The sequence below is a fragment of the Caulobacter sp. UC70_42 genome, from assembly GCF_044056025.1.
In the GTDB taxonomy this organism is placed as follows: Bacteria; Pseudomonadota; Alphaproteobacteria; order Caulobacterales; family Caulobacteraceae; genus Caulobacter.
The window spans coordinates 341,231-363,735 of record NZ_CP171994.1 but is presented as its reverse complement, the minus strand read 5'-3'; the positions used below and the strand labels follow the sequence as shown (position 1 = coordinate 363,735).

General features: G+C 68.5%; 19 protein-coding genes and 6 pseudogenes. 16 read left to right on the top strand and 9 right to left on the bottom strand.

Annotated features, from left to right (window positions below; genetic code table 11):
* Positions 1-59: 59 nt before the first annotated feature.
* The 4 genes and pseudogenes from ACHMW8_RS02025 to ACHMW8_RS02010 all read left to right on the top strand — a co-directional run bounded on the left by ACHMW8_RS02025 (position 60) and on the right by ACHMW8_RS02010 (position 2,823).
* The gene (locus ACHMW8_RS02025; RefSeq protein WP_395444600.1) at positions 60-1,466 is read left to right on the top strand and encodes a leucyl aminopeptidase family protein; all 1,407 of its coding nucleotides are present in this window, start codon (positions 60-62) and stop codon (positions 1,464-1,466) included.
* A complete protein-coding gene (locus tag ACHMW8_RS02020) occupies positions 1,463-2,296 on the top strand; it encodes an NlpC/P60 family protein (RefSeq protein WP_395444599.1) in 834 nt (277 codons plus the stop codon). The genes ACHMW8_RS02025 and ACHMW8_RS02020 overlap by 4 nt, the downstream gene beginning before the upstream one ends.
* 19 nt (positions 2,297-2,315) lie before the next feature.
* Positions 2,316-2,451, top strand: a pseudogene (locus ACHMW8_RS02015) (hypothetical protein); the annotation flags it as partial.
* A gap of 14 nt (positions 2,452-2,465) precedes the next feature.
* A pseudogene (locus tag ACHMW8_RS02010) lies at positions 2,466-2,823 on the top strand (GIY-YIG nuclease family protein).
* 82 nt (positions 2,824-2,905) lie between these two features.
* On the opposite strand, the pseudogene ACHMW8_RS02005 reads toward ACHMW8_RS02010, so the two are convergent.
* Positions 2,906-3,603, bottom strand: a pseudogene (locus ACHMW8_RS02005) (c-type cytochrome).
* A 165-nt stretch (positions 3,604-3,768) separates the two neighbouring features.
* On the opposite strand from ACHMW8_RS02005, the gene ACHMW8_RS02000 reads away from it, so the two are divergent.
* From ACHMW8_RS02000 to ACHMW8_RS01990, 3 genes are all read left to right on the top strand, one after another.
* On the top strand, positions 3,769-4,506 hold the full coding sequence (locus tag ACHMW8_RS02000; RefSeq protein WP_125155617.1) for a 3-deoxy-manno-octulosonate cytidylyltransferase: 738 nt from the start codon (positions 3,769-3,771) through the stop codon (positions 4,504-4,506).
* The gene (locus ACHMW8_RS01995; RefSeq protein WP_125155618.1) at positions 4,503-5,354 is read left to right on the top strand and encodes a prephenate dehydratase; all 852 of its coding nucleotides are present in this window, start codon (positions 4,503-4,505) and stop codon (positions 5,352-5,354) included. The genes ACHMW8_RS02000 and ACHMW8_RS01995 overlap by 4 nt, the downstream gene beginning before the upstream one ends.
* 85 nt (positions 5,355-5,439) lie before the next feature.
* Positions 5,440-5,856, top strand: coding sequence for an MAPEG family protein (locus tag ACHMW8_RS01990; RefSeq protein WP_395444598.1), 417 nt, complete (start codon positions 5,440-5,442; stop codon positions 5,854-5,856).
* Here ACHMW8_RS01990 and nadC read toward each other — a convergent pair.
* The 4 genes and pseudogenes from nadC to arsH all read right to left on the bottom strand — a co-directional run bounded on the left by nadC (position 5,853) and on the right by arsH (position 10,406).
* Positions 5,853-6,702 (bottom strand): annotated as a pseudogene (gene nadC, locus ACHMW8_RS01985) (carboxylating nicotinate-nucleotide diphosphorylase). The gene ACHMW8_RS01990 and the pseudogene nadC sit on opposite strands and share 4 nt — an antisense overlap.
* Positions 6,699-8,213 carry an L-aspartate oxidase gene (locus ACHMW8_RS01980; RefSeq protein ID WP_395444597.1) on the bottom strand — a complete coding sequence of 505 codons (1,515 nt, stop codon included), beginning with the start codon at positions 8,211-8,213 and terminating at the stop codon, positions 6,699-6,701. Before ACHMW8_RS01980 ends, nadC begins: the two are co-directional and overlap by 4 nt.
* A gap of 130 nt (positions 8,214-8,343) precedes the next feature.
* Complete coding sequence (nadA, locus tag ACHMW8_RS01975) at positions 8,344-9,432, bottom strand: quinolinate synthase NadA (RefSeq protein ID WP_199743363.1); 1,089 nt, start codon at positions 9,430-9,432, stop codon at positions 8,344-8,346.
* Positions 9,433-9,677: 245 nt separating this feature from the next.
* Complete coding sequence (arsH, locus tag ACHMW8_RS01970; RefSeq protein ID WP_395444596.1) at positions 9,678-10,406, bottom strand: arsenical resistance protein ArsH; 729 nt, start codon at positions 10,404-10,406, stop codon at positions 9,678-9,680.
* A 55-nt stretch (positions 10,407-10,461) separates the two neighbouring features.
* Here arsH and ACHMW8_RS01965 point away from each other — a divergent pair, with 55 nt between their 5' ends.
* The 4 genes from ACHMW8_RS01965 to arsC are packed head-to-tail and all read left to right on the top strand — an operon-like array spanning position 10,462 to position 12,452.
* Positions 10,462-10,833, top strand: a complete 372-nt coding sequence (locus ACHMW8_RS01965) for a helix-turn-helix transcriptional regulator (protein ID WP_125155624.1) — start codon at positions 10,462-10,464, stop codon at positions 10,831-10,833.
* Complete coding sequence (locus ACHMW8_RS01960) at positions 10,830-11,363, top strand: arsenate reductase ArsC (protein ID WP_395444595.1); 534 nt, start codon at positions 10,830-10,832, stop codon at positions 11,361-11,363. The genes ACHMW8_RS01965 and ACHMW8_RS01960 overlap by 4 nt, the downstream gene beginning before the upstream one ends.
* Before the next feature lie 4 nt (positions 11,364-11,367).
* On the top strand, positions 11,368-12,042 hold the full coding sequence (locus ACHMW8_RS01955) for an MIP/aquaporin family protein (RefSeq protein WP_395444594.1): 675 nt from the start codon (positions 11,368-11,370) through the stop codon (positions 12,040-12,042).
* Positions 12,039-12,452, top strand: a complete 414-nt coding sequence (gene arsC / locus ACHMW8_RS01950; RefSeq protein WP_395444593.1) for an arsenate reductase (glutaredoxin) — start codon at positions 12,039-12,041, stop codon at positions 12,450-12,452. The genes ACHMW8_RS01955 and arsC overlap by 4 nt, the downstream gene beginning before the upstream one ends.
* Positions 12,453-12,539: 87 nt before the next feature.
* Here arsC and ACHMW8_RS01945 read toward each other — a convergent pair whose 3' ends face one another.
* A complete protein-coding gene (locus ACHMW8_RS01945) occupies positions 12,540-14,840 on the bottom strand; it encodes a TonB-dependent receptor (protein WP_395444592.1) in 2,301 nt (766 codons plus the stop codon).
* 361 nt (positions 14,841-15,201) lie between these two features.
* Between ACHMW8_RS01945 and ACHMW8_RS01940 the strand changes: the two are divergent.
* Positions 15,202-15,819: pseudogene (locus ACHMW8_RS01940) on the top strand (N,N-dimethylformamidase beta subunit family domain-containing protein); the annotation flags it as partial.
* The gene (locus ACHMW8_RS01935; RefSeq protein ID WP_395445869.1) at positions 15,800-16,750 is read left to right on the top strand and encodes a N,N-dimethylformamidase beta subunit family domain-containing protein; all 951 of its coding nucleotides are present in this window, start codon (positions 15,800-15,802) and stop codon (positions 16,748-16,750) included. The pseudogene ACHMW8_RS01940 and the gene ACHMW8_RS01935, both read left to right, overlap by 20 nt.
* A gap of 150 nt (positions 16,751-16,900) precedes the next feature.
* Here the strand turns inward: ACHMW8_RS01935 and ACHMW8_RS01930 are convergent, their stop codons facing one another.
* Complete coding sequence (locus ACHMW8_RS01930) at positions 16,901-18,175, bottom strand: aminotransferase class III-fold pyridoxal phosphate-dependent enzyme (RefSeq protein WP_395444591.1); 1,275 nt, start codon at positions 18,173-18,175, stop codon at positions 16,901-16,903.
* Between the two features lie 79 nt (positions 18,176-18,254).
* Between ACHMW8_RS01930 and ACHMW8_RS01925 the strand changes: the two genes are divergently transcribed.
* The 3 genes from ACHMW8_RS01925 to ACHMW8_RS01915 are packed head-to-tail and all read left to right on the top strand — an operon-like array spanning position 18,255 to position 19,850.
* Entirely contained in the window at positions 18,255-19,199 is a 945-nt protein-coding gene (locus ACHMW8_RS01925; protein ID WP_395444590.1) for a carbohydrate kinase family protein, read from the top strand.
* Entirely contained in the window at positions 19,199-19,432 is a 234-nt protein-coding gene (locus ACHMW8_RS01920; protein WP_395444589.1) for a class II aldolase/adducin family protein, read from the top strand. Before ACHMW8_RS01925 ends, ACHMW8_RS01920 begins: the two co-directional genes overlap by 1 nt.
* A gap of 7 nt (positions 19,433-19,439) precedes the next feature.
* Entirely contained in the window at positions 19,440-19,850 is a 411-nt protein-coding gene (locus ACHMW8_RS01915; RefSeq protein ID WP_395444588.1) for a class II aldolase/adducin family protein, read from the top strand.
* A 50-nt stretch (positions 19,851-19,900) separates the two neighbouring features.
* Here the strand turns inward: ACHMW8_RS01915 and ACHMW8_RS01910 are convergent, their stop codons facing one another.
* Both ACHMW8_RS01910 and ACHMW8_RS01905 read right to left on the bottom strand, forming a co-directional pair.
* Positions 19,901-20,632 carry a TonB-dependent receptor domain-containing protein gene (locus tag ACHMW8_RS01910; RefSeq protein WP_395444587.1) on the bottom strand — a complete coding sequence of 244 codons (732 nt, stop codon included), beginning with the start codon at positions 20,630-20,632 and terminating at the stop codon, positions 19,901-19,903.
* A pseudogene (locus ACHMW8_RS01905) lies at positions 20,631-22,133 on the bottom strand (TonB-dependent receptor); the annotation flags it as partial. The pseudogene ACHMW8_RS01905 and the gene ACHMW8_RS01910, both read right to left, overlap by 2 nt.
* Positions 22,134-22,505: the final 372 nt, after the last annotated feature.

Genomic DNA, 22,505 nt, shown 5'->3' with positions numbered 1-22,505 from the left:
CCATTGTCCGGGCGCGGCCCTCAAGGAATCGTTAAGCATAATTTTAAAGGACTTCGTCGATGTCCGACGCGACGCATCCGATCCTGGCCGAGGCCAAAGGGCAGGCGATCCCGGTCCATCCGGTGAGCGAGGCCGAACTGGAGGCGTTTCTCGCCCGAAAGCGCGCGCCGGTCAGGACTTACGCCGCCGCCAACGCGTTCACGGGCAAGGCTGGCCAGGTGCTGGCTGTGCCCGGATCCAGCGGCGCCGTCGAGCAGGTGCTGCTGGGCGTCGGCGCCGGCCGCGTTGATCTGTCGCTGTTCCGGACCCTGGCCGGCAAGCTTCCGGCCGGGGAATACGCCCTCTCGAAGCTGCCCAAGGGAATCGATCCGGAGCAGGCGGCCCTGGCCTTCGCCCTGGGGACCTATCGCTTCGACCGCTACAAGAAGCGCGGCGAGCCGATCGCCCGGCTGGTGGCGCCCATGGGCGTCGACGCCGCCGCCGTCACCGCCACGGCCCACGCCTGCGCCCTGGCCCGCGACATGGTCAACACCCCGGCCAACGACATGGGGCCGCTGCAGATCGAGACCGTCGCCCGCGAAATCGCCGAGAAGTACGGCGCGGCGTTTTCCGTGGTCGCCGGCGATGATCTGCTGACCCAGGGCTATCCCGCCGTCCACGCCGTGGGCCGCGCCGCCGTCGAAGCGCGTGCGCCCCGCATGATCGAGATCGCCTGGGGCGATCCCTCGCACCCGGTCGTGGCCCTGGTCGGCAAGGGCGTGGTGTTCGACACCGGCGGCCTGGACATCAAGCCCTTGGCCGGCATGCGGCTGATGAAGAAGGACATGGGCGGCGCCGCCCACGCCCTGGCCCTGGGTCGGATGGTCATGGAGGCCAGGCTGCCGGTGCGGCTGGTCATCCTGACCCCCGTGGTCGAGAACGCCATCGCCGGCGACGCCATGCGACCGGGCGACGTGCTCCAGACCCGGGCCGGCCTGACCGTGGAAGTGGGCAATACCGACGCCGAGGGCCGCCTGATCCTGGCCGACGCCCTGACCCGCGCCGCAGAGCTGAAGCCCGCCCTGACCCTGGACTTCGCCACCCTCACGGGCGCGGCGCGCATGGCCATGGGACCGTTCGTGATCCCGTTCTGGACGCCGGACGACAAGCTGGCCGGCCAGCTGGAGGCGGCGTCTAAAGCCGTCGCCGACGCGCTGTGGCGGATGCCCCTGACCGAGGCCTATCGCGAGGCCCTGGACAGCGACATCGCCGACCTCAAGAACGATCCCGACGCCTGGGCTCAGGCCGGCGCGACCACGGCGGCCTTGTTCCTGCAGCGCTTCGCCCCAAATGGTGAAGGTGTGGGACCCTGGGTCCACTTCGACGTTTTCGCCTGGAACCCCAAGGGCCGCCCCGGCTTCCCGGTCGGCGGGGAAGTCCAGGCGATCCGCGCCGCCTTCGCCATGCTCAAGGGCCGTTTCGCATGACGTTTGACACCCGCATCACCCTGGCCCGGCCGGACCTGGCCGATCAGCGCCTTGAGGGCCTGGCGCCCGCCGAACGCTACGAGGCCAGCCGGGTGATGGTCTGCGCCGCGCCGGCCAGCGCCATCCGCGCCGCCGCCGCGCCCGAGGCCGAGCAGTGGGACCAATTGCTGTTCGGCGAGATCTTCCGGGTGCTGGAGGAAAGGGACGGCTTCGCCTGGGGCCAGGCCCCGCGCGACGGCTATGTCGGCTATGTCGCGACCGGCGACCTGGTCGAGCAGGGCCATCCGCCGACCCATGCGGTGTCGGCGATCCGCACCTACGCCTTCAGCAAACCCGACATCAAGTCGCGGCCGGAGGGGCTCTACAGCCTCAACAGCCTCGTGACGATCGAGGCGCGCGAGGGCCGCTTCGCCAAGGCCGCAGGCACGGGCTGGTTCGTCGAGGACCACCTGACCCCGATCGGCCGCGGCGAGAAGGACTACGTGGCCGTCGCGATGCGTTTCCTGGGCGCGCCCTACCAGTGGGGCGGCCGCGAGAGCCTGGGCCTGGACTGCTCGGGCCTGGTGCAGCAGGCGCTCTACGCCTGCGCCCGCGCCTGTCCGCGCGACACCGACATGCAGCGGGGCTTCTTCGCCGAGATCGCCGAGGCCGACCGCCGGCGCGGCGACCTGGTGTTCTGGAAGGGCCACGTGGCCATCCTGCTGGACCCCGACACCATCCTCCACGCCAACGCCCATCACATGGCCACGGCCATCGAGCCCCTGGCCGAGGCGATCGCCCGGATCGAAGCGACGCCGACGGGCGCGGTGTTGGGATATCGGCGGGTCTAGTTTTCGGCTTCCCTAAAATCTCCCGTCATTCCCGCCCTTGTGGCGGGAACCCCTCTGTCCGCCGCAGGTGCGTATGGGGCGAACTGCTTGGCAGTTCGCTCGCGCCTCACTTGCGAGCTGAACCAGGGTTTCCCGCCACAAGGGCGGGAATGACGAAGCTTAAAAGTTCATGTATTGTTCCCTTGAATGGAGGGGCAGCATGGTTCCGCGCGAGGCCTGGATCGCCGTCTACATGATGGCCGACCGCTATCGCGGCACACTATACACCGGCGTCACCGGCCACTTTATCTCTCGTATCACCCAGCACCGCGACGGCATGCTTAAAGGATTTACCAAGCGATACGGTCTCACGCGTCTCGTCTGGTACGAGGAGCATGAAACTCATGATCGAGGCCATTCAACGCGAGACCTCGATCAAGCGCTGGCCGCGTCAGTGGAAGATCAACCTGATTGAGCGCGATAACCCGCGTTGGGAGGACCTCTACGCCGCAGTGTTCGAATGGACGCCGGTTCCCAGGCGGATCTAGCTTTCGGCAAGGTCACAGCCAAACAAAAAGGCCGCGGAGCTTTCGCTGCGCGGCCTCTTCGATCTTGTCGGCCTTGGAAGGCTTAGGCCTTCGGCGGGGCCGTATTGCCACCGGCGGCCGGCGCGGCGGGGGCCGTGGCGGCGCCAGCGGCCGGAGCCGTCGTGCCGCCCGGCGCGGCCGGGGCCGCGGCGTCGGCGGCGGGCGCGCCTTCGGCCGGAGCGGCGGCGGCGGCCGGACGCGGCGGCGGGACCGGCAGCTTCGAGCCGAGGCTGTGCAGGTAGGCGATCATCGCGATGCGGTCTTCCGGCTTCTTCAGACCCACGAAGGTCATGTTGGTGCCGGGGACGTCCTTACCGGGAGCCTTGAGGAAGGTGTACAGGGCGTCGTAGTCCCACACCGGGGTCTTGGCCGAGAAGTCCTTCATCGCGCCCGAATAGTTGAAGCCCGGGTGGGCGGCGGGCTTGCGACCGACGACGTCCCACAGGCCCGGACCGGTGGCGTTGGCGTTCGAGGCGTCCAGCTTGTGGCAGGCGGCGCACTTGGCCGAGACGGCGGCGCCGGCGGCCACGTTGGCCGGGGTCAGGACCGCGTTCCAATCGGGCGGGGTGTCGGCCGCGGCGGCGCCGCCGCCGGCGGAATCTTCCTGGACCGCGATCTCGTAGCCGGCCTTCTCGACTTCATGCTTCTTGAAGACGATGTCCGACGCTTCCGCAGACCAAAGATGATGAGGCCGGTCAGCAGCACGCCGCCAGCGATCTTGTTGAACGTCAGGTCGCTCATTTCAGCCTAGTCAGCCTCTTGTCGGCCCACCCCAGGGCGGGCTTTGAACCAGCGCCTCGGACTCGCGATACGAGTCTCCAGCGCACGTCATGTTGCGCTCGCGTCTCTTACACGCTACCGCCCCTCGCGCAACCGGTCCGCAAAGATTTGAGGCCCAGAACCGCCATGAACCCGATCGTCCTGATCCCCGCGCGGATGGCGGCGACGCGTCTGCCCAACAAACCGCTGGCCGACATCGGCGGGACCCCGATGATCGTCCGGGTTCTGAACCAGGCCCTGGCGGCGGGCGTCGGCCCGGTCGCCGTGGCGGCCGGTGATCGCGAAATCGTCGAGGCGGTTCAAGCCGCTGGCGGCGTGGCGGTGCTGACCGACCCCGATCTGCCGTCGGGTTCGGACCGCATCCTGGCGGCGCTGGCGCAACTCGATCCGGGGTTCGAACATGACGTCGTGATCAATCTGCAGGGCGACATGCCGTTCGTCGATCCGGCCGTGCTGAGCGACTGCGCTCGGATACTTAAGGAGTTCGAAGACGCCGATATCGCCACCGTCGTCGCGCCCGAAGCCTCGATCGCCGACCGCGGCAACCCGGACGTGGTCAAGGCCGTGCTGGCCATGGAGGACGACGGCCAAAGCGGCCGCGCGCTCTATTTCACCCGCTCGACCCTCTATGGCGACGGGCCGGTATGGCGCCACATCGGCCTCTATGGCTATCGCCGCGAGGCGCTGGTGGTGTTCAACGACGCCGCCCCCTCGGCCCTCGAAAAGCGCGAGAAGCTGGAGCAGCTGCGCGCCCTGGAGCTGGGCCTGACCATCCGCGCCGCCGTGGCGACGAGCGCGCCCATTTCCGTCGACAATCCTTCCGACCTCGAAGCGGCCCGTAAGCAGGCCGAGGAAAACGCATGAGCATCCTCAAGAAGATCGCCTTCCAGGGCGAGCCCGGCGCCAACAGCCACGAGGCGTGCCGGACCTATTTCCCGGACTACGAGGCCTATCCCTGCAAGACCTTCGAGGAAGCGTTCGAGGCCATCAAGACCGGAATCGCCGCCCTGGGCATGATCCCGATCGAGAACTCGATCGCCGGCCGGGTCGCAGACGTCCACCACCTGCTGCCGGCCTCGGGCCTGAAGATCATCGGCGAGCGCTTCAAGCCGATCCGCTTCCAGCTGATGGCCAACAGGGGCGTCAAGCTGGAGGACGTGAAGGTGGTCAGCTCGATGCCGATCGCGCTCAGCCAGTGCCGCAACAGCCTCAAGCGCCTGGGCGTCGAGACCGAGGCCGCGGGCGACACGGCCGGCGCGGCCAAGGCCCTGGCCCTGAAGCCCAATCCGACCCACGGCGCGGTCGCCCCGGCCCTGGCGGCCGAGATCTACGGCCTGGACATCCTGGCCCGGGACATCGAGGACGAGCGCCACAACACCACCCGCTTCCTGGTGATGACCGCCGACAAGAGCCCGCCGGCTCCGGACTTCACCCACCGCTGCGTGACCAGCTTCGTGTTCCGCGTCCGCAACCTGCCGGCGGCGCTCTACAAGGCCCTGGGCGGCTTCGCGACCAACGGCGTCAACATGACCAAGCTGGAAAGCTACATGGAAGGCGGGAATTTCACCGCGACCTTCTTCTACGCCGAGGTCGACGGCCGGCCGGAGGACCGTTCTCTGGCCCTGGCGCTGGACGAGCTGAAGTTCTTCTCGGAGAAGTTCGAGATCCTGGGGGTCTATCCGGCCGATCCGTTCCGGGACCGGGGGGGCTAAGGCGGGCGCCGACCCTCCCCAACGTCACCCTTTCGATATCAATGTTATCTGTTTACCCTCCTCGCAAAAGACGGGGAGGGTTCACGTGAACAGTTCGATGATCGCGCCGGTGATGGCGCTGGTGGCCTGGTCGCTGGTGATGTGGGTCTGGATGTACGTCCAGCGCATCCCGGCGATGCACAAGGCCGGGGTCAAGCCGCAGGACGCCCGCTTTCCGGGCTCGCTGGACATCCTGCCGGATTCCGCGCGGCAGGCGGCCGACAACTACAACCACCTGATGGAGCAGCCGACGATCTTCTACGCGGCGGCGCTGGCCATCCAGGTCGCGGGCCACGCCGATCCGATGGCCGTTCATCTCGCCTGGGTCTATGTCGGCGTGCGCGTGCTGCACAGCCTGCTGCAGGTCAGCCTCAACCTGGTGCCGGTGCGATTCCTGCTGTTCGTGATCTCGACCGGGGTGCTGGCGGCGATGGTGGTCCGGGAGCTGATGCGGGTTTTCTAGACCGCGTCCAGCCCGATATCCAGCACCGGCGCGGAGTGCGTCAGCGCCCCGACGCTGATCACGTCGACGCCGGTCTCGGCGATGGCCCGGACGGTGGTCAGGTTCACCCCGCCCGAGGCCTCCAGCACCGCGCGGCCCTTGGCCAGGCGCACGGCGGTCTTCAGGTCTTCGAGGCTGAAATTGTCCAGCATCACCACGTCCGGGCCGTGCTTGAGGGCCTCGTCCAGCTGGTCCAGGCTGTCGACCTCGACCTCCACCTTGACCAGGTGGCCGGCATGGGCGCGGGCGCGGCGGACGGCCTCGCCGACCCCGCCGCAGGCGGCGACGTGGTTGTCCTTGATCAGGATGGCGTCATCCAGGCCGAAGCGGTGATTGACCCCGCCGCCGCAGCGGACGGCGTATTTCTCGAGCGCGCGCAGGCCCGGGGTGGTCTTGCGGGTGTCGACGATGGTCGCCCCCGCGCCCTCGAACCAGGCGGACATAGGCCCGCGTCAGGGTGGCGACGCCCGAGAGTCGGCCCAGCAGGTTCAGCCCCGTGCGCTCGGCGGCCAGCACCGCGCGGGCGTTACCTTCGGCCCTCGCCAGGATCGCGCCGGGCATGACATCCGCGCCGTCCGGGGTCGCGACCTCGAAGGTCGCGGTCGGATCCAGCGCCGCCAGCGCCAGGCGTGCGCAGGACAGGCCCGAGACACGGCCGTCCTGCCGGCTGGCCCAGACCACCGACAGGCGGGCGTCCGGATCGATGCAGGCCTGGCCGGTGATGTCGCCGGCCCGACCCAGGTCCTCGGCCAGGGCGTGGTCGACGATCGGGCGGACGAGGATGTCGTCCAGAGGCTGGATAATCATTCGGCGGCGTAGCGGACGGCGGCGTCCGCGCTCGTGAGGGTGACGAAGGTGCGGACCGGCTCGGCGGTCGCGGGGAAGTCGCGGCGATAATGGCCGCCGCGGCTTTCCTGGCGGGTCAGGGCGGCGTCGACGATCAGCCGGGCGGCGACCAGGGGCGGGCAGGGGCCGTAGGCGGGCTCCAGGGCGTCGATCTGCTCCAGCAGGCGGGTCAGGCCCGCTTCGTCGCGGATCACCCCGGCGTCGCGGCTCATGGCCTTGCGCAGCACCTGGAAGGCGGCGTCGGGCAGGTCGGGCAGGGGCTCCAGGCTGACCGGCTCGCCGCCCGCCTGACCCTCGGCCGCCGCCGCGTGGCCGGCGCGGGCGCCGAACACGGCCGCTTCCAGCAGGCTGTTGGAGGCCAGACGATTGGCGCCCTGGACGCCGGTCGAGGCGCACTCACCAGCGGCGTAGAGGCCCGGCAGGCTGGCGCGGCCGTCGAGATCCGTGGCGACCCCGCCCATGTGGTAGTGGACGGCCGGGACGACCGGGATCATCTCGCGGCGCGGGTCCAGGCCGCCCGCGCGGCAGGCCTCGAACACGGCCGGGAATTCCTTGGGGAAGTGCGGGCCGACGGCGGCGACGGCGTCGAGGAACGCGCCGCGCCCGCTCTCGCGCTCGGCGTGGATGGCGCGGGCCACCACGTCGCGCGGGGCCAGCTCGCGGGCCGGGTGGTAGTCGGCCATGAAGGCGCGACCGTCGACATTGCGCAGGATCGCGCCCTCGCCGCGCAGGGCCTCGGTGGCCAGCGGGGCGGGATCGCGGCCGATGTCGATGGCCGTGGGATGGAACTGCACGAACTCCGGATCGGCGATCGTCGCGCCGGCCAGGGCGGCCAGGCCGAGGCCTTCGCCGCGCACTTCCTTCGGCGTGGTGGTGACCGCGTAGAGGCCGCCGATCCCGCCGGTGGCCAGGATCACGCTGTGGCTGCGGATCTCGACCAGCGCGCCGTCGATCTCGGCCAGGACCCCGACCACGCGGCCGGTCGCGTCCTGAAGGAGCCGACGGGCGCGGGCGGTCTCGCGGACCTCGATGGTCGGGACGGCGCGGACGGCGGCGATGACGGCGGCCATGATCGCCGCGCCCGCCCCATCGCCGCCGACCCGGGCGACCCGGGCCTTGGCGTGGGCGGCCTCGAGGCTGAGCACGAACTCGCCACCCGTCTTGCGGTCGAAGGGCGCGCCGAGGGCGGCCAGGTCGCGGACGGCCTGCGGGCCTTCGCGGGTCAGCAGGTCGACGGCCTTGGGATCGCAGAGGCCCGCGCCGGCGGCGATGGTGTCGGCCGCGTGCAGCGCCGGGCTGTCCTCGCTGGACAACGCCGCGGCCATGCCGCCCTGCGCCCAGGCGCTGGAGCAGCCGGTCGCCAGCGGCGTCGGCGACAGGACGAGGGCCTTGTGCGCGGCGAGGGCCGCCGAGAGGCCGGCCAGGCCGGCGCCGAGGATGACGGGGCCGTCGAAGTCTACGCGTTCGATCATTCCACACTCCACTCCCCTCCCCCTTGTGGGGAGGGGTTGGGGGTGGGGGTGTAAGCTCGGCTCAGAGCCGACACCCCCATCCGACCGCTTCGCGGCCACCTTCCCCGCAAGGGGGAAGGGAGCCAGTTCGTTAAATCAGCTCGACATTCACGTGATGCCGGGCCTTGACCAGGTCGTACCGCGCCGGGACGGCCGGGGGCGGCAGGTCGATCATCCGCTGCACGGCCAGGCGCGCGCGGTCGAGGATGTCGGCGTCGACCGTCACCTCGAACTGCTCGTGGACCAGGGCGTCGTGGATGTTCTGGAGCGTGATCCGCTTCATGTGCGGGCACATGTTGCAGGGGCCGATGAACTGGGTCGAGGGGCTCTCGGCCTGGACGTTGCTGGCCATCGAGCACTCGGTGATCAGCACCACCTGGGCCGGCTTGCGTTGGGCCACGTAGTCGTTCATCGCCGCGGTCGAGCCGGCGAAGTCGGCGGCTTCCAGGATTTCGGTCGGGCACTCGGGGTGGGCCAGCACCTCGGCGCCGGGCCAGGCCGCGCGCATGTCGGCGATGTCGCTGGCGGTGAAGCGCTTGTGCACCTCGCAGTGACCGGCCCAGGCGATGATCTTGACGTCGGTCTGACGCGCGACGTTGCGGGCCAGATATTCGTCGGGGATCAGGATGACCTTGTCGACGCCCCATTCCCTGGCGGCCCACTCGACCACCTGCACGGCGTTGGCGCTGGTGCAGCAGATGTCGGTCTCGGCCTTCACGTCGGCGGTGGTGTTGACATAGGTGACGACCGGGATCCCCGGATAGCGCTGCTTGATCAGCCGCACGTCGGCGCCGGTGATCGAGGAGGCCAGCGAGCAGCCGGCCTTCAGGTCCGGGATCAGGATCTTCTTCTCGGGGCTGAGGACCTTGCTGGTCTCGGCCATGAAGTGGACGCCGGCCTGGACGATGATCTGGGCGTCCGACTTCGCGGCTTCCTTGGCCAGGGCCAGGCTGTCGCCGACGAAATCGCCGACGCCGTGGAAGATGTCCGGCGTCATGTAGTTGTGGGCCAGGATGGCGGCGTTCTTCTCGCGCTTGAGGCGGTTGATCTCGGCGATCAACGGGGCCTGGACGCGCCACTCCATCGGGGTGACGTGGTGCTTGACCTTGTCCCAGACGCCGGCGGTTTCCGCCTCGACCTGGGCGGTGAACTCGAGCGGAGCGGCGAACCCGTCAGCCATCTGATACTCCGTTATGCTCAAAGTGAGCATTTCCAGGGCCTCAAAAAACGCCGGAGCCAGCTTGAGCGTTCCCGATCGGGGCGTTCGCGACTTCTCGGCGTCCGGGTTATGCTGAAAGTGAGCATAACCGACCCGTCACATATAGACCTTGCGGCGCGGATTGCAAACCCGGTCGACAAGAAAGCGGTCAGCCCGCCTCGCGCTTCGCGTCGAAGCGTGAGCGGCTTCGGCGCCCGGCACGGGCCCTAAGCCGTCTCGTGCCTCATGGCCTCGGCCCCCAGGGCGACATGCTCGGGAATGCGCCCGTTGGCCTTGCGCTCGCTATAGCGGTCGACGAGGTAGTCGGCGCGGTCGCGGGTCAGCAGGGTGAACTTGACCAGCTCCTCCATCACATCGACGACCCGGTCGTAATAGCTGGACGGCTTCATGCGGTCGTTCTCGTCGAACTCCTTGTAGGCCATGGCGACCGAGGACTGGTTGGGGATGGTGATCATCCGCATCCAGCGACCCAGCAGGCGCAGGGTGTTGACCGCGTTGAACGATTGTGAGCCGCCGCTGACCTGCATGACGGCCAGGGTCTTGCCCTGGGTGGGCCGCACGCTGCCGATCTCCAGCGGAATCCAGTCGATCTGGGCCTTCATGATCCCGCTGATCGCCCCGTGGCGCTCGGGGCTGCACCAGACCTGGCCTTCGGACCATTGCGACAGCGCCCGCAGCTCCTGGACCTTCGGGTGGTCCGGGCCGGTGGCGTCGGGCAGCGGCAGGTCGCGGGGATCGAAGATGCGGGTCTCGCAGCCCAGGGTCTGGAGGATGCGCGCGGCTTCCTCGACCAGCAGCCGGCTGAAGGAGCGCTCCCGCAGAGAGCCGTACAGCAGCAGGATGCGGGGCGGGTGGACGGCGGGGGTCGCCACCGCGAGCCGGCTTTGATCGACCTGGGCGAGGAACTTAGGGTCGAGGGCGGGAAACTCGGTCACGGGCGACTCCAAACAGCGTCATTGAACTGTCTAATAATTCGATCATATTGGAAATATGGAATCGAAAGCCGCTGTCAACATGCTCTCCGCCCTGGGCCATGACGGGCGCCTGGCGATCTTCCGCCTGCTGGTGAAGGCCGGCCCGGTCGGGATCGCCGCGGGCGACATCGCCCGGACGCTGGACGTCCTGCCCAACAGCCTGTCGGCCAATCTCAACGTCCTGTCGCACGCCGGCTTGATCACGTCCCGGCGCGAGGGCCGGTCGATCATCTATTCGGCGGATTTCGGCGCGATGAGCGGTCTGCTCGGCTTTCTGATGGAGGACTGCTGCGACGGCGCCCCCCAGATCTGCGCCCCGCTGGGCGCGATCGTCGCCAGGGCCGAGGCCTGCGACGGAACCTGTCTCACGGAAAAGGAGCCTGCATGAGCACCGAGCATCGCCCGATGAACGTCCTCTTCCTCTGCACCCACAACTCGGCGCGTTCGATCATGGCCGAGTGCATCATGAACCGCGTCGGCGCGGGCCGCTTCAAGGCCTATTCGGCGGGTTCGATGGCCAGCGGCGTCGTCAATCCTCACGCGATCAACCTCCTCAAGCACCTGAACTACAAGACCGACGACCTTCGCTCGAAGAACTGGGACGAGTTCTCACTGGCGAACAATCCCGAGGCCCCGGAACTGGATTTCGTGTTCACCGTCTGTGACAACGCCGCTGGCGAGGTCTGTCCGATCTGGCCCGGCCAGCCGATGAGCGCCCACTGGGGCATCCCCGACCCGAGCCAGGCGACGGGCTCCGAGGCCGAGATCGCCCTGGCCTTCGCCGACGCCTACCGCCAGCTCAACAATCGCATCACCCTGTTCTGCGCCTTGCCGATGAACGCCCTGGACCGCCTGTCGCTGCAGCGCCGCCTGGACGAGATCGGCCGGACCACGCTCGCCGACGACCCGGCGGCCTGACCGGATGGGGGATTTCAGCGTCGCGCGCCGCCTGGTCGCGGAGGGCCTGGGGTCATCCCTGTTGCTGGCCGTGGTGGTCGGATCCGGGATCATGGGCGAGCGCTTGGCCGGCGGCAGCGTCGCCATCGCCCTGCTGGGCAACACCCTGGCGACAGGCGCGGCCCTGGTGGTGCTGATCGGCGTGTTCGGCCCGATCTCCGGGGCGCACTTCAACCCGGCGGTGACCCTGGTCGCGGCCTTGCGACGGGACCTGCCGTGGCGCCTGGCCCTGGCCTATCCGGTCGTCCAGATCGTCGGCGCCGTGCTGGGTGTCTGGGCCGCGCACGCCATGTTCGACGAACCGATCGTCCAGGTGTCGACCAAGCTGCGGGCCGGCGGCGCCCAGGTCTTCGCCGAGGTCGTGGCGACCTTCGGCCTGGTGGCGACCATTCTGGGGACCGTGCGGTTCAGGCCGGATAGCACGCCAATGGCGGTTGGCCTTTACATCACCGCCGCCTACTGGTTCACCGCCTCGACATCCTTCGCCAATCCGGCGGTGACGCTGGCCCGAAGCCTGTCCAACACCTTCGCCGGGATCGCGCCGTCCTGCGTCCCGGCCTTCATCCTCGCCCAGCTCGTCGGCGCGCTTCTCGCGGCCGGCGTCTTCGGCTGGCTCCTTCAGACGGACAAGACCCCATGAGCGATATCGAATTTCCCGTCGTCGTCTTCCACAACCCGGCGTGCGGCACCTCGCGCAACGTCGTGGCCATGATCCGGGAGGCGGGCTACGAGCCCAAGGTCGTCGAATATCTCAAGGCGGGCTGGACCCACGACCAGCTGCGCGAACTGGCCGCCGAGGCCGGCCTGACCTTCCGCCAGCTGATGCGCGAGAAGGGGACGCCCGCCGCCGAGCTGGGACTGCTGGCCGAGGACGTGACCGAGGCGCGCATCCTGGACGCCATGGTCGAACATCCGATCCTCGTGAATCGCCCGCTCGTCGTCACCCCCAAGGGCGTGAAGCTGTGCCGGCCGTCCGAGGTCGTGTTCGACCTTCTGGACCGCAAGCCCGCCAGCTTCACGAAGGAAGACGGCGAGGTCGTCGCCCTCTGACCGCCGCGCAAAAGAAAGGCCCCGGAGCGCGCTCCGGGGCCAGAAGAGTGTCCGGCCAGCGAGCCGGCCGGACGGGGGAGGAAACGCTTATTTCAGCTTGGCGCTGAGCGAGACGCCGACGATGCGGGGCTCGTTGTAGACGGCGGCCATGTAGTTCTCGATCACGCCCTTGAGGTTCTTCTCGTTCGTGATGTTGCGGCCGAACAGGGCGATCTCGTAGCCCTTGTCGAGGTTCTCGTAGCCCAGCTTCAGGCCGCCCTCGAAGCTGCCCTTGGAGTAGAACTCCTTGGTCTTGTAGAGCACGAAGTTGGTGTAGCCTTGGACGTTCCAGTCGGTGGCCACGAACACGCGGCCGGCGTCGCCGACCGGGATGTCGTAGCGGCCCGTGAAGTTCAGGTTGTACTTCGGGGCGTTCGGCAGCGGCTGGCCGTCGATCTGGGCGAAGGTGTTGTTCCCCACCTTGATCGTCGGGTTTTCGACCGTGCAGACCACCACGCCGTTCAGCGCGCAGACCTGGGCGTAGACGCGCTTGTCCTTGATCTCGCTGTGCAGGTAGCTGGCGCCGGCCGTCAGCAGCAGGTTGCGGACCGGACGCCACTCGAGGTCGGCCTCGACGCCGTAGGCCTGGGCCTTGTCGGCGTTGAACAGCACGCCGTTGCCGTTGCTGTCGTTGCCGTTCAGCTGGATGTCCTTGACCTCATAGGTGAAGGCCGAGGCGTTCAGGCGCAGGGTGTTTTCGAGCAGGAAGCTCTTGAAACCGACTTCGTACGACTGGATCGTTTCGGAGTCGGCCGTGGTGAAGTCGGCGTTGAACACCGCCGAGCGGCCCTGGATGGTCGGGCCGCGGAAGCCCTTGGCCGCGCGGGCGTAGACGCTGACGTCCGGATTGACCTGGTAGTTGGCCGACAGGTCCCAGCTGACCTGCTCGTCGGCCATCCGCACGTAGCGGCGGCCGCCGTAGGTCGACACGTTGGCGGCGTTGTTCGAGGTCTTCACCAGGACGGTCTTCTTGGCGTCGTAGGTGTCGCGCAGGCCGCCCGTGATCGTCAGGGCATCGGTCAGACGGTAGCTGACCTGGCCGAACACCGCCCACGAGGTGTTCAGGTTGTTCAGACGCACCCAGTTGTTGGGGTTGTAGCCGGCCGAGGTCGGCAGCAGGAAATAGCCGCGCTGATAGAAGTCGGTGGTGTCGCGCGAGTCGAAGTACAGGCCGCCGACCTGCCACTTCAGCTTGCCTTCGCCGTTGCTGGCCAGGCGGATTTCCTGGGTCAGCTGGTCGAGGTCGCGGATCTGGCCCATCGACTGGCCGAAGCCGTTCGGGACGCCGTTGACCGGGAAGTTGGCCGCCGCGCCGCCGTCGGTGTCGCCACGGCTGTAGCCGCTGGTCGACTCATAGGCGCTGATCGAGGTCAGGGTGACCGGACCGAAGTCGTAGTCGATATGGGCCGAGGTCCCGTAGGTGTCGTAGGCCTGCGGGTTGTTGTTGGCCTCGTCCAGGGCCACCTGGTCGCGCGGCGCGCTGCTCTTGTTCGAACCCTTGGTCAGGGCCTGGCGCAGGAACAGGGTCGAGGTGCCCTTATAGTTGCGGGCGTGAGCCGAGACCAGGACCGACAGCCTGTCGTTCGGCTTGGCCAGCACCTGGATGCGGGCGTCCTTCTCGTCGAAGCCGCCCATGGCGTTCTTCTCGGGCGTCTTGGTGCCGTCGGCGCTGGCGCCGGCATAGGTGTTGTCCACGTAGTCGTCGCGGTGCTGGTACAGCACCGAGGCGCGGAACATCAGGCCTTCGGCCAGCGGGCCGCCGACGCCGCCGTCGAAGGTGGTCGTGCCGTAGGTGCCGTACGAGGCCGAGAAGCGGGCGTTGAAGTCCTCGCTCGGCTTGATGGTGTCGAACTTGACGATGCCGGCGGTGGTGTTGCGGCCGAACAGCGAGCCTTGCGGACCGCGCAGCACTTCCACCTGGCCGATGTCGAACAGCGGGTTCGACTTCAGGACCACGTGCTCCATGATCACGTCGTCATGGATGATCGACACCGGCTGCGAGGCGCCGAGGTAGAAGTCGATGTTGCCGAGGCCGCGGATGTAGAAGCGCGGGAAGATCCGGCCCGTGGTGGTCTCGGCGTAGAAGCTGGGGACCTTGCCCGACAGGGCCAGGATGTCGCTGCCGTCGGCGGTGATGGCGCGCAGCTGCTCGCCGGCCACGGCGGCCACCGACAGCGGCACCTTCTGCAGGTTTTCCGAGCGGCGCTCGGCGGTGACGACGATCTCGTCCAGCGCCGTCGAGGCGGCATCGGCCGGAGCGGCCGACTGGGCGTGGGCGGCGCCGGCGATCAGGGTCGCGGCGGCCGCGCCCAGAAGCAGGGCGAGCTTGTTGGTTTGGGGAGTACGCATGGTGTTTTGAGAGACCCTCGTTCGCGGCCTTGATGGCCGTCTAAGACGCGCCGGCGGCGAGGAGACTCTCCCCGCGCCCTAGCGCTCAGGCGCTATAGCGGGAAATCGATGTCGGTTCAGTGAAGGATTACTTACTTTTGGCGGGGTGTGGCTTTGGCGCCAATGGGGGTGTCCAGCCGCGAGCGCTCAACAGGCCTGAAGCCTCGTCGACCGCGACCATGGCGGCGCCCTTCCTTGCTCGTCCCGGCTTGCGATTATTCCGAATAAGGTAGTAAAAACTACTCCATGGCCCGGCGCCAAGCGCGGGCGCTTCCGGCGTCTCGTATCCGCGCGGCTTGGCCGGAGTTCAGAGGGGAACCGAATGCTCGCTTGCTACACCGATCGCCTGAGCGTGCGCCCGGGCGAGCGCTTCGCCCTCCATGCCAGCGCCGAGAACGGTCCGTGCCGCCTGTCGATCGCCCGGATCGGCGCCGAGCGCCTGACGGTCCTGGAGCGCGACGACGTGCGCGTCGGCGATCATCCGGTTCCGGCCCACGCCGATCGCGACGGCTGCGGCTGGCCCGTCGCCCTTGAAATCGAGGTCGGCGAGGCATGGGCCTCGGGCTACTACGATATCGTCCTGACCGACGCGAGCGGCGGGGAGGCCCATCACTTCGTGGTCGTCAAGCCGCCGGTCGGCGTGCGTCGCTCGAGCGCCCTGATGGTGCTGTCGACCAACACCTACCAGGCCTACAACTACTGGGGCGGCGCCAACGCCTATTCGAACGTCTCGGGCCTGATGAGCGGGCAGGTTCCGTTCGCCCAGGCCATGGACCAGGCGATCGGCGTGCTGTCGACCCAGCGGCCGTTTCCGCCCCTGATCGTCGCGCCGCCGCCCAACCCGCCGCGCCTGATCAACCTGCGCAAGCGCGGGTTCGAGGAAGCCCCCTGGGCCTCGGACATGGCCTGGATGGTCGAGCATCGAGCCTCGCCCTACGACGGCTCGGCCGGCTTCCTGCACAAGTGGGAGCACGCCTTCGTGGCCTGGGCGGAGTTCGAACGGCTACGCGCTGGACTTCGCCACCGACTACGACCTCGACGCCGAACAGGATCTCCTCGAGGGCTACGCGGCGGCGCTGTTCGTGGGCCACAGCGAATACTGGTCGGGCGGCCAGCGCGACCAGGTCGAGCGCTTCGTCGACGCGGGCGGCTCCGCCGCGATCCTGTCGGGCAACACCTGCTTCTGGAAGGTGCGCTGGGAGAACGACGGCAAGACCTATGTCTGCCACAAGTGGAAGGGGTTCGAGGCCGAGGACGTCCCGCCCGAGGAGGCCACGCATCTGTGGTCGCACCCGGCCTTCCAGCGGCCCGAGGCCGCGCTGACGGGCCTGAGCTTCGTCTTCGCCGGCTATCATCGCCTGGGCATGTGCGTGTCGCGCGGCCAGGCCGGCTTCACGGTCTATGACGATCGCCACTGGGCCCTGGAGGGCTCGGACCTGTTCTACGGCGACGTCATCGGCGGCGAGCTGCCGCTGATCGGCTACGAGAGCGACGGCTGCCGCTTCCAGTTCGGCGACGACGGCCTGCCCAAGGCCGTGCCGATGCTGGGCGTGCCGGAGACCCTGGAGATCATCGGCGTCGCACCCTGCGCCTTCGGCGAGGAAGCCGGCCGCGGATACAATCCGATCATCCCGCCCGAGAAGCTGGACGTGATCGCCCAGGTCACCTACGGCGACGCCGGCCCCGAGGCCCAGGCCAAGGTGCTGCGCGGCCATGCGGTGCTGGCCAGCTTCAAGCGCGGGAAGGGCGAGGTGTTCAACAGCGGCACCACCGAATGGGCTCACGGCCTGGCCGCGGGCGACCCGTTCATCGAGGTCATCACCCACAATGTCCTGCGGCGCTTCGGCGTCACCCGCGCCCCCTCGGCCTGAACCGCGCCGTCGGGCGTTCCGTCGAAAAAGAAGGGCCCCTCGCCAGGAGGGGCCCTTTGTCATGGCGAACGCGCGAACGAGGCCTGAACGCATCGCGCAGAGCGCCGCCAGGGCAAGTCTGGCGGCGCCGCGTCCAGGCGGGAAAGTCCGTCAGTCGACCATGGAATGCAGGAAGGCCAGCTTCTCGACCGGCGGCAGGGGACCGGCGGCCTTCAGCAGCTTGAAGGCCTCGTCGCCCGCCTCGATCGTGTGATCGATGTCGGCGTCGGTCATGGCCGTGGTCATGAACATGTTGTGCCAGGGGTGGAAATAGACGCCGCGCTTGAGCAGGGCGTTGTTCCAGAAGTAGGCCTTGGCGCCGGTCGGGTCCTCGTCGAACATGATCAGCGGCAGCTGGGCCGGACCGGTCTGGCGCAGCGAGAAGCCGTGGCGGTCGGCCGCCTCGTCCAGGCCCGCGCGCAGGCGCTCGCCCAGGGCGATGGTGCGCTCGAGATAGTCGGTCTCGCGGATCAGCTTCATCGTCGCCAGGGAGGCGGCCATCGGCGCGGCCGAGAACCAGAACGAGCCGGTGGCGTAGATGGTGGCGGCCGCGAAGCGGGCCTTGTCGGCGCCCAGCAGGGCCGAGATCGGATGGCCGTTGGCGATGGCCTTGCCCCAGGCCGACAGGTCCGGCTTGACCCCGACCAGCGACCAGCTGCAGTCGCGGGCCAGGCGGAAGCCGGCGCGGACGTCGTCGACGATCAGCAGCGCTTCGTGCTCATCGCACAGCGCCCGGGCCCGGCGGGCGTATTCGGGATCGGGCAGCTCCTGATCGACGAAGGTGTCGTGCTTGATGGGCGAGGCGAAGATCGCCGCCAGGTCGGAACCGGCCGCCTTGACCGCCGCCTCCAGGCTCTCGACGTTGTTGTACTCGTAGAACACCTGATTGGCGCGGTCGGCCTCGGTGACGCCGTTCTTCAGCGGCGTGCACCAGGGCGCGGCGCCGTGATAGGCGCCCTTGGCCAGCACGATGGTGTTCTTCCGCGTGAAGTTGCGGGCGATCATCATCGCCATGGTCGTGGCGTCGGTGCCGTTCTTGCAGAACATCGCCCAGTCGGCGTGGCTGACCTGGGCGGTCATGGCCTCGGCCAGCTCGACCATGGCCTGGCCGGGACCGGTCATGGTGTCGCCCCGCTTCATGCGCTCGACATAGGCCTGGTCGATGGCGGCGTTGCCGTAGCCGAACAGGTTGGGGCCGTAGCCGCACATGAAGTCGACATAGCGGTTGCCGTCGACGTCCCAGAGATAGGCGCCCTCGGCGCGGTCGAAGAACTGCGGGTAGTCGTCGGGCAGCAGCATGACCGACTGGTGGCCGTACATCCCATTGGGGATCACCGCCATGGCGCGTTCCCGAAGCGCCGCATCCTTGCTGTTCGTCCAGGTCAAGTTCAGCCCCTTATAAGATAGTTTTGACTATTATAATGGCTGAGCCATATTGGCTGTCAATGCGTAGGGAGGACGCCGCATGAAGAACGGATTGGCCTGTATCGGGCTGACGACCCTGGACGTGGTGGCGCGCGCCATCGACGTGTTGCCGAAGGAAGAGGTGACGGGGCTGATCGAGGGGATCGCCTGCGCTCCGGCGGGCACGGCGGCCGCTCCGGCCCTGCTGGCGGCTCGCCTCGGCGTGCCGAGCCGGCTGATCTCGGCGGTGGGCGACGACCTGATCGGTCGCTTCATCCTCACGGCCCTGGCTGACGCCGGCGTCGACGTCACCGACCTGGAGGTTCTGCCGGGCCTGCCCAGTTCCACGACCCTGCTGGCGGTCTCCTCCAGCGGCGTTCGCCCGGGCTTCCACGCGCTGGGCGCGGGCATGCTGGCCCGCGTCACCCCGCGCGCGCTGGAGACGGCCGCCGCGGTGGGCTTTCTGCACTATGGCGGCGTCGGCGGTCCCAAGCTCGACGGCGGGGAGGGGGAGGCGATCGTCCGAGCCGCCTCGCGGGCCGGGGCGATCGTGACCTGCGACCTGATCGCGCCCCAGCCCTCGGCGATCGACGAGGTCAAGCGTCTGCTGCCGCATGTCGACTACTTCCTGCCCAGCGCCGCCGAGGCGGTGTTCCTGACCGGCCAGGAGGACCTCTTCGCCGCCGCCGAGACCTTCCGGTCGTGGGCGCGCAAGGGCTGCGTCATCAAGAACGGCGGCCGGGGCTCGGTGGTGGTCCTCGACGGCGTCAGCACGACCCTGCCGGCCCACGCGATCACGCCGGTCGACACCACCAGCTGCGGCGATTCCTATTGCGCGGGGTTCATCGCCGCCCTGTCGCGGGGCTGGACGCCGCTGGACGCCGCGCGCTTCGGCACGGCCACCGCCGCGCTGGTCGCCCAGGGCCTGGCCACCCTGGGCAAGCTCGAGAGCTTCGAGGCCACCGAGGCGGCGATGCGCCAGATGACTTTGAGGGAGATGGTGTGATGAGCGTGACAAATCAGGAGGCGGCTCTGCGCGAGCGCATGGCGCAGGTGATGCAGGCGATGGATGCGCGCGGCCTCAACAGGGGCACCTCGGGCAATGTTTCGGCCCGGTGCGGAGACGACATGCTGGTCTCGCCGACGGGCGTGCCGGCCGCGCGGCTGACCGCCGAGCATATGGTGCTGGTCCGTCCCCGACGGCTCGTCGCCGGAAGGGGCGCTGAAGCCCTCCAGTGAATGGCGCATGCACAAGGGGATTCTCGATCGGCGCCCCGACGTGGGGGCGGTGGTGCATTGCCATTCGCGCCACGCCACCATCCTGGCCTGCGCCGGCCTCCAGATCCCGCCCATGCACTACATGGTCGCCGTCAGCGGCGGCAGCAGCGTGCCGGTCGCGCCGTACGCCACCTTCGGTTCGGAGGAACTGGCCGCGACCGTGGTCGAGGCGCTGGACGGCCGCTACGCCGCCCTGATGGCCAATCATGGCCAGATCGTCGCCGCGCCCAATCTCGACTTCGCCTTGGCCATCACCGAGGAGGTCGAGGAGCAGGCGGCGGTCTATTGGGGAACCCTGGCGATCGGCGGACCCAACCTGCTGTCCGAGGACGAGATGAGCCGCATCCTGCAGCGGTTCCGATCCTACGGACAGCGCTGAGCGCCAGAGCCGGCCCAACCCCGAGCGGGTTGGGTCGGCTCCGGTTTCCGCTAGTAGTGGTAGCGCAGGAAGACGCCGAGGCTCCGCGGCCGGTTGTAGCTGAGCAGATCCACGCCCAGGCTGTCGATATTGGAGATCGCCACCTTGTAGGTCTTGTCGAACAGGTTGCGGGCGAAGGCGCCGGCCTCGATCTTCTGGTCTGGCGAGCGCCAGCTGAGCTGGGCGCCGGCGATCCACACCGCGTCCTGCGACAGGCGCGGGGCGTTGGAGTTGTCGAAATAGACCTTCGACGAATAGTTGGCGTCCACATTGGCCACGACCGACGCGCCGTTCGCCAGCGGCGCGACCCAGGTGGCGGCCGCGTTGAACGTCACCTTCGGCGACTGCGGCAGCCAGTTGCCGGTGAAGTCCTTGCCCTCGGTGAAGTAGTCCCCGTACTTGGCGTGCAGCAGCGACATGCCCGCGCTCAGGGTCAGGGGCTGGATCGGCCGGGCGGTGATCTCGGCCTCGCCGCCATAGACCTTGGAGTTGGCGGCGTTGTCGAGCACCAGCACGGTCAGGCCGTTGCGCGTGGTCTGGGCGAAGACCTGCTGGTTCTTGTAGTCGTAGTAGAAGCCCGACACGTTCAGGCGCACCCGGCGGTTCAGGAACTCCGACTTCAGGCCCAGTTCGTAGGCGTTCGAGGGTCTCGTTGTCGTAGGGCTGCATCTCCTCGGCGGTGGTCGCCAGGCCGCCGAAGAAGCCGCCGCTCTTATAGCCACGGTTGTAGGTGGCGTAGACATTGGCGTCGTCGCTCAGTTCGTAGCGCAGGCCAAGCCGGCCCGAGACCGCCGAGAAGGTCTTGCTCTGCTTGGAGGTCAGGATGACGATCAGGCCGTCCTCGGCCTGGCTCTTGTAGTCCATGGACTTGTCGTCGGCCGACCAGCGCAGGCCCACCGTGCCGGTCAGCCGGTCGGTGATCTTGTAGTCGGCCTGGCCGAACACGGCGTAGCCCTTGGTCTTCTGGGTGTAGGGATAGCCGAAGGTCCCGACGCTGTTTTCGAGGCTGAGGCCGGTGGGGTTTTCGGGGGTGATGAACAGCGGCCGCAGGTCGCGCAGCACGTCCTGGCGGGTGTTATCCTCCACCCGCTCGTCCATGTAATAGACGCCCAACACCCAGTTGAGGCGCGCCGAGGCGTCGTTCGACTGCAGGCGCAGTTCCTGGGTGAACTGGCGCTGGCGCGAGCGATAGTTGATCTCGACCATCTGCAGCGGGCTGGCGTCGGTGTTCTCCAGGTCGTTGCGGTGAGCCCACTGCCAGGCCGTCACCGAGACCAGGGACACGCCGCCGAGCTTCCAGGTCGCCTGGCTCGAGGCGCCGAACAGGTCGACCTTGTCCTTGCCCTCCAGGTTGGCGTCCACGGCCCGGCTGTTGTTGTCGGTGTCGGCATAGCCCAGCAGGTCGGTGCAGGCGCCGCTGGCGTAGGCGTTGGACGCGCAGAAGCCGTCCGCTCCGGTCGCCGCGGCGGTGGCGGGGAACAGGGCGCGGTGTTGCGGGGCGGTGGCGTCGCCGCGATTGACGTAGCGATTGACCTGGGTCAGCAGCTCGAAATCCGTGCTCGGCGTGTAGAGCAGCGACAGACGACCCGCCCAGTGGTCGGCGGCGTTGAGATCGTGGCCGGTCACGCGGTTGTAGGTATAGCCGTCGTCCTTGGCGTACTGGGCGGCCACGCGGAAGGCCAGCTTGTCGGCGATGATCGGGCCGCCGACGCCAAGATCGGCGGTCACGGCGTTGAAGCTGCCGTATTCCAGCGAGGCGTCGGCCCCGAAGGTCTGGCTGGGCCGCTTGGTGGTGATGTTGATCGCGCCGCCGTTGGTGTTGCGGCCATAAAGGGTGCCTTGCGGCCCGCGCAGCACCTCGACCTGCGCCAGGTCGAAGAAGCCGGCCATCTGGGCCAGGGGCGAGCCGATATAGACGCCGTCGACATAGACGCCGACGCCGCTGGAGGCGTTGGGGTTGAAGTCGCTGAGGCCCACGCCGCGGATATAGATCTTGGGATTGGCGGCCGCGTCGGCGGCGCTGATGCGCATGCCCGGGGCCAGGTTGTTGAGCGCCAGGACGTTGTTGACGCCGCGCGCCGCCAGGGCGTCGCCCGTCAGGGCGGTGACCGACACAGGCACGTCCTGCAGGTTTTCCGACCGCTTCTGGGCCGTGACCACGATCTCCTCGATCGCCGTGCTGTCGTGGGTTTGGGCCGCCGCGACACCGCCGGACAACGCCAGCGCGGCGCAGCTCAGAAACATACCCGCTTTCATATTCAACTCCCCGTCTATCCAGTACTCCGACCGGTCCAGGCCATTACGATAATAAAAACTATCCCGACGCAAGGGGGCGTAGCGCAAGCGACCGGACGGCCTGGCGCGGCGCGGCGGTCCAGGCGCCCGGTTTGCAGGCGAAACCGCGCCAAACCGCTCGAAGGACGACCGGCAACCGGAAAGGGGGAGAGATGGCCCGCGGGCTTGTCGTGACCTTCGGCCACGCTCGCGCCGGCCCGAGCGCGCGCTCCGGGGCTCAAGGCTGGGGGACTGCGGGCTCAGGGCCGCGGTCTTTGGGCTGTGGCCGGATCCGGTCGTTCGGGACCCGGGAAGGCGATCAAGCTTCGCGCGAGGCCGAAG

Bases quoted from the DNA above. Each gene is read 5' to 3' on its own strand.
- ACHMW8_RS02025 (WP_395444600.1), top strand. From the start codon at position 60: ATGTCCGACGCGACGCATCCGATCCTGGCCGAGGCCAAAGGGCAGGCG.
- ACHMW8_RS02020 (WP_395444599.1), top strand. From the start codon at position 1,463: ATGACGTTTGACACCCGCATCACCCTGGCCCGGCCGGACCTGGCCGAT.
- ACHMW8_RS02000 (WP_125155617.1), top strand. From the start codon at position 3,769: ATGAACCCGATCGTCCTGATCCCCGCGCGGATGGCGGCGACGCGTCTG.
- ACHMW8_RS01995 (WP_125155618.1), top strand. From the start codon at position 4,503: ATGAGCATCCTCAAGAAGATCGCCTTCCAGGGCGAGCCCGGCGCCAAC.
- ACHMW8_RS01980 (WP_395444597.1), bottom strand. From the start codon at position 8,213: ATGATCGAACGCGTAGACTTCGACGGCCCCGTCATCCTCGGCGCCGGC.
- nadA (WP_199743363.1), bottom strand. From the start codon at position 9,432: ATGGCTGACGGGTTCGCCGCTCCGCTCGAGTTCACCGCCCAGGTCGAG.
- ACHMW8_RS01965 (WP_125155624.1), top strand. From the start codon at position 10,462: ATGGAATCGAAAGCCGCTGTCAACATGCTCTCCGCCCTGGGCCATGAC.
- ACHMW8_RS01960 (WP_395444595.1), top strand. From the start codon at position 10,830: ATGAGCACCGAGCATCGCCCGATGAACGTCCTCTTCCTCTGCACCCAC.
- ACHMW8_RS01955 (WP_395444594.1), top strand. From the start codon at position 11,368: ATGGGGGATTTCAGCGTCGCGCGCCGCCTGGTCGCGGAGGGCCTGGGG.
- arsC (WP_395444593.1), top strand. From the start codon at position 12,039: ATGAGCGATATCGAATTTCCCGTCGTCGTCTTCCACAACCCGGCGTGC.
- ACHMW8_RS01945 (WP_395444592.1), bottom strand. From the start codon at position 14,840: ATGCGTACTCCCCAAACCAACAAGCTCGCCCTGCTTCTGGGCGCGGCC.
- ACHMW8_RS01925 (WP_395444590.1), top strand. From the start codon at position 18,255: ATGAAGAACGGATTGGCCTGTATCGGGCTGACGACCCTGGACGTGGTG.
- ACHMW8_RS01920 (WP_395444589.1), top strand. From the start codon at position 19,199: ATGAGCGTGACAAATCAGGAGGCGGCTCTGCGCGAGCGCATGGCGCAG.
- ACHMW8_RS01915 (WP_395444588.1), top strand. From the start codon at position 19,440: ATGCACAAGGGGATTCTCGATCGGCGCCCCGACGTGGGGGCGGTGGTG.
- ACHMW8_RS01910 (WP_395444587.1), bottom strand. From the start codon at position 20,632: ATGTCTACGCCACCTACAACCGTGGCTATAAGAGCGGCGGCTTCTTCG.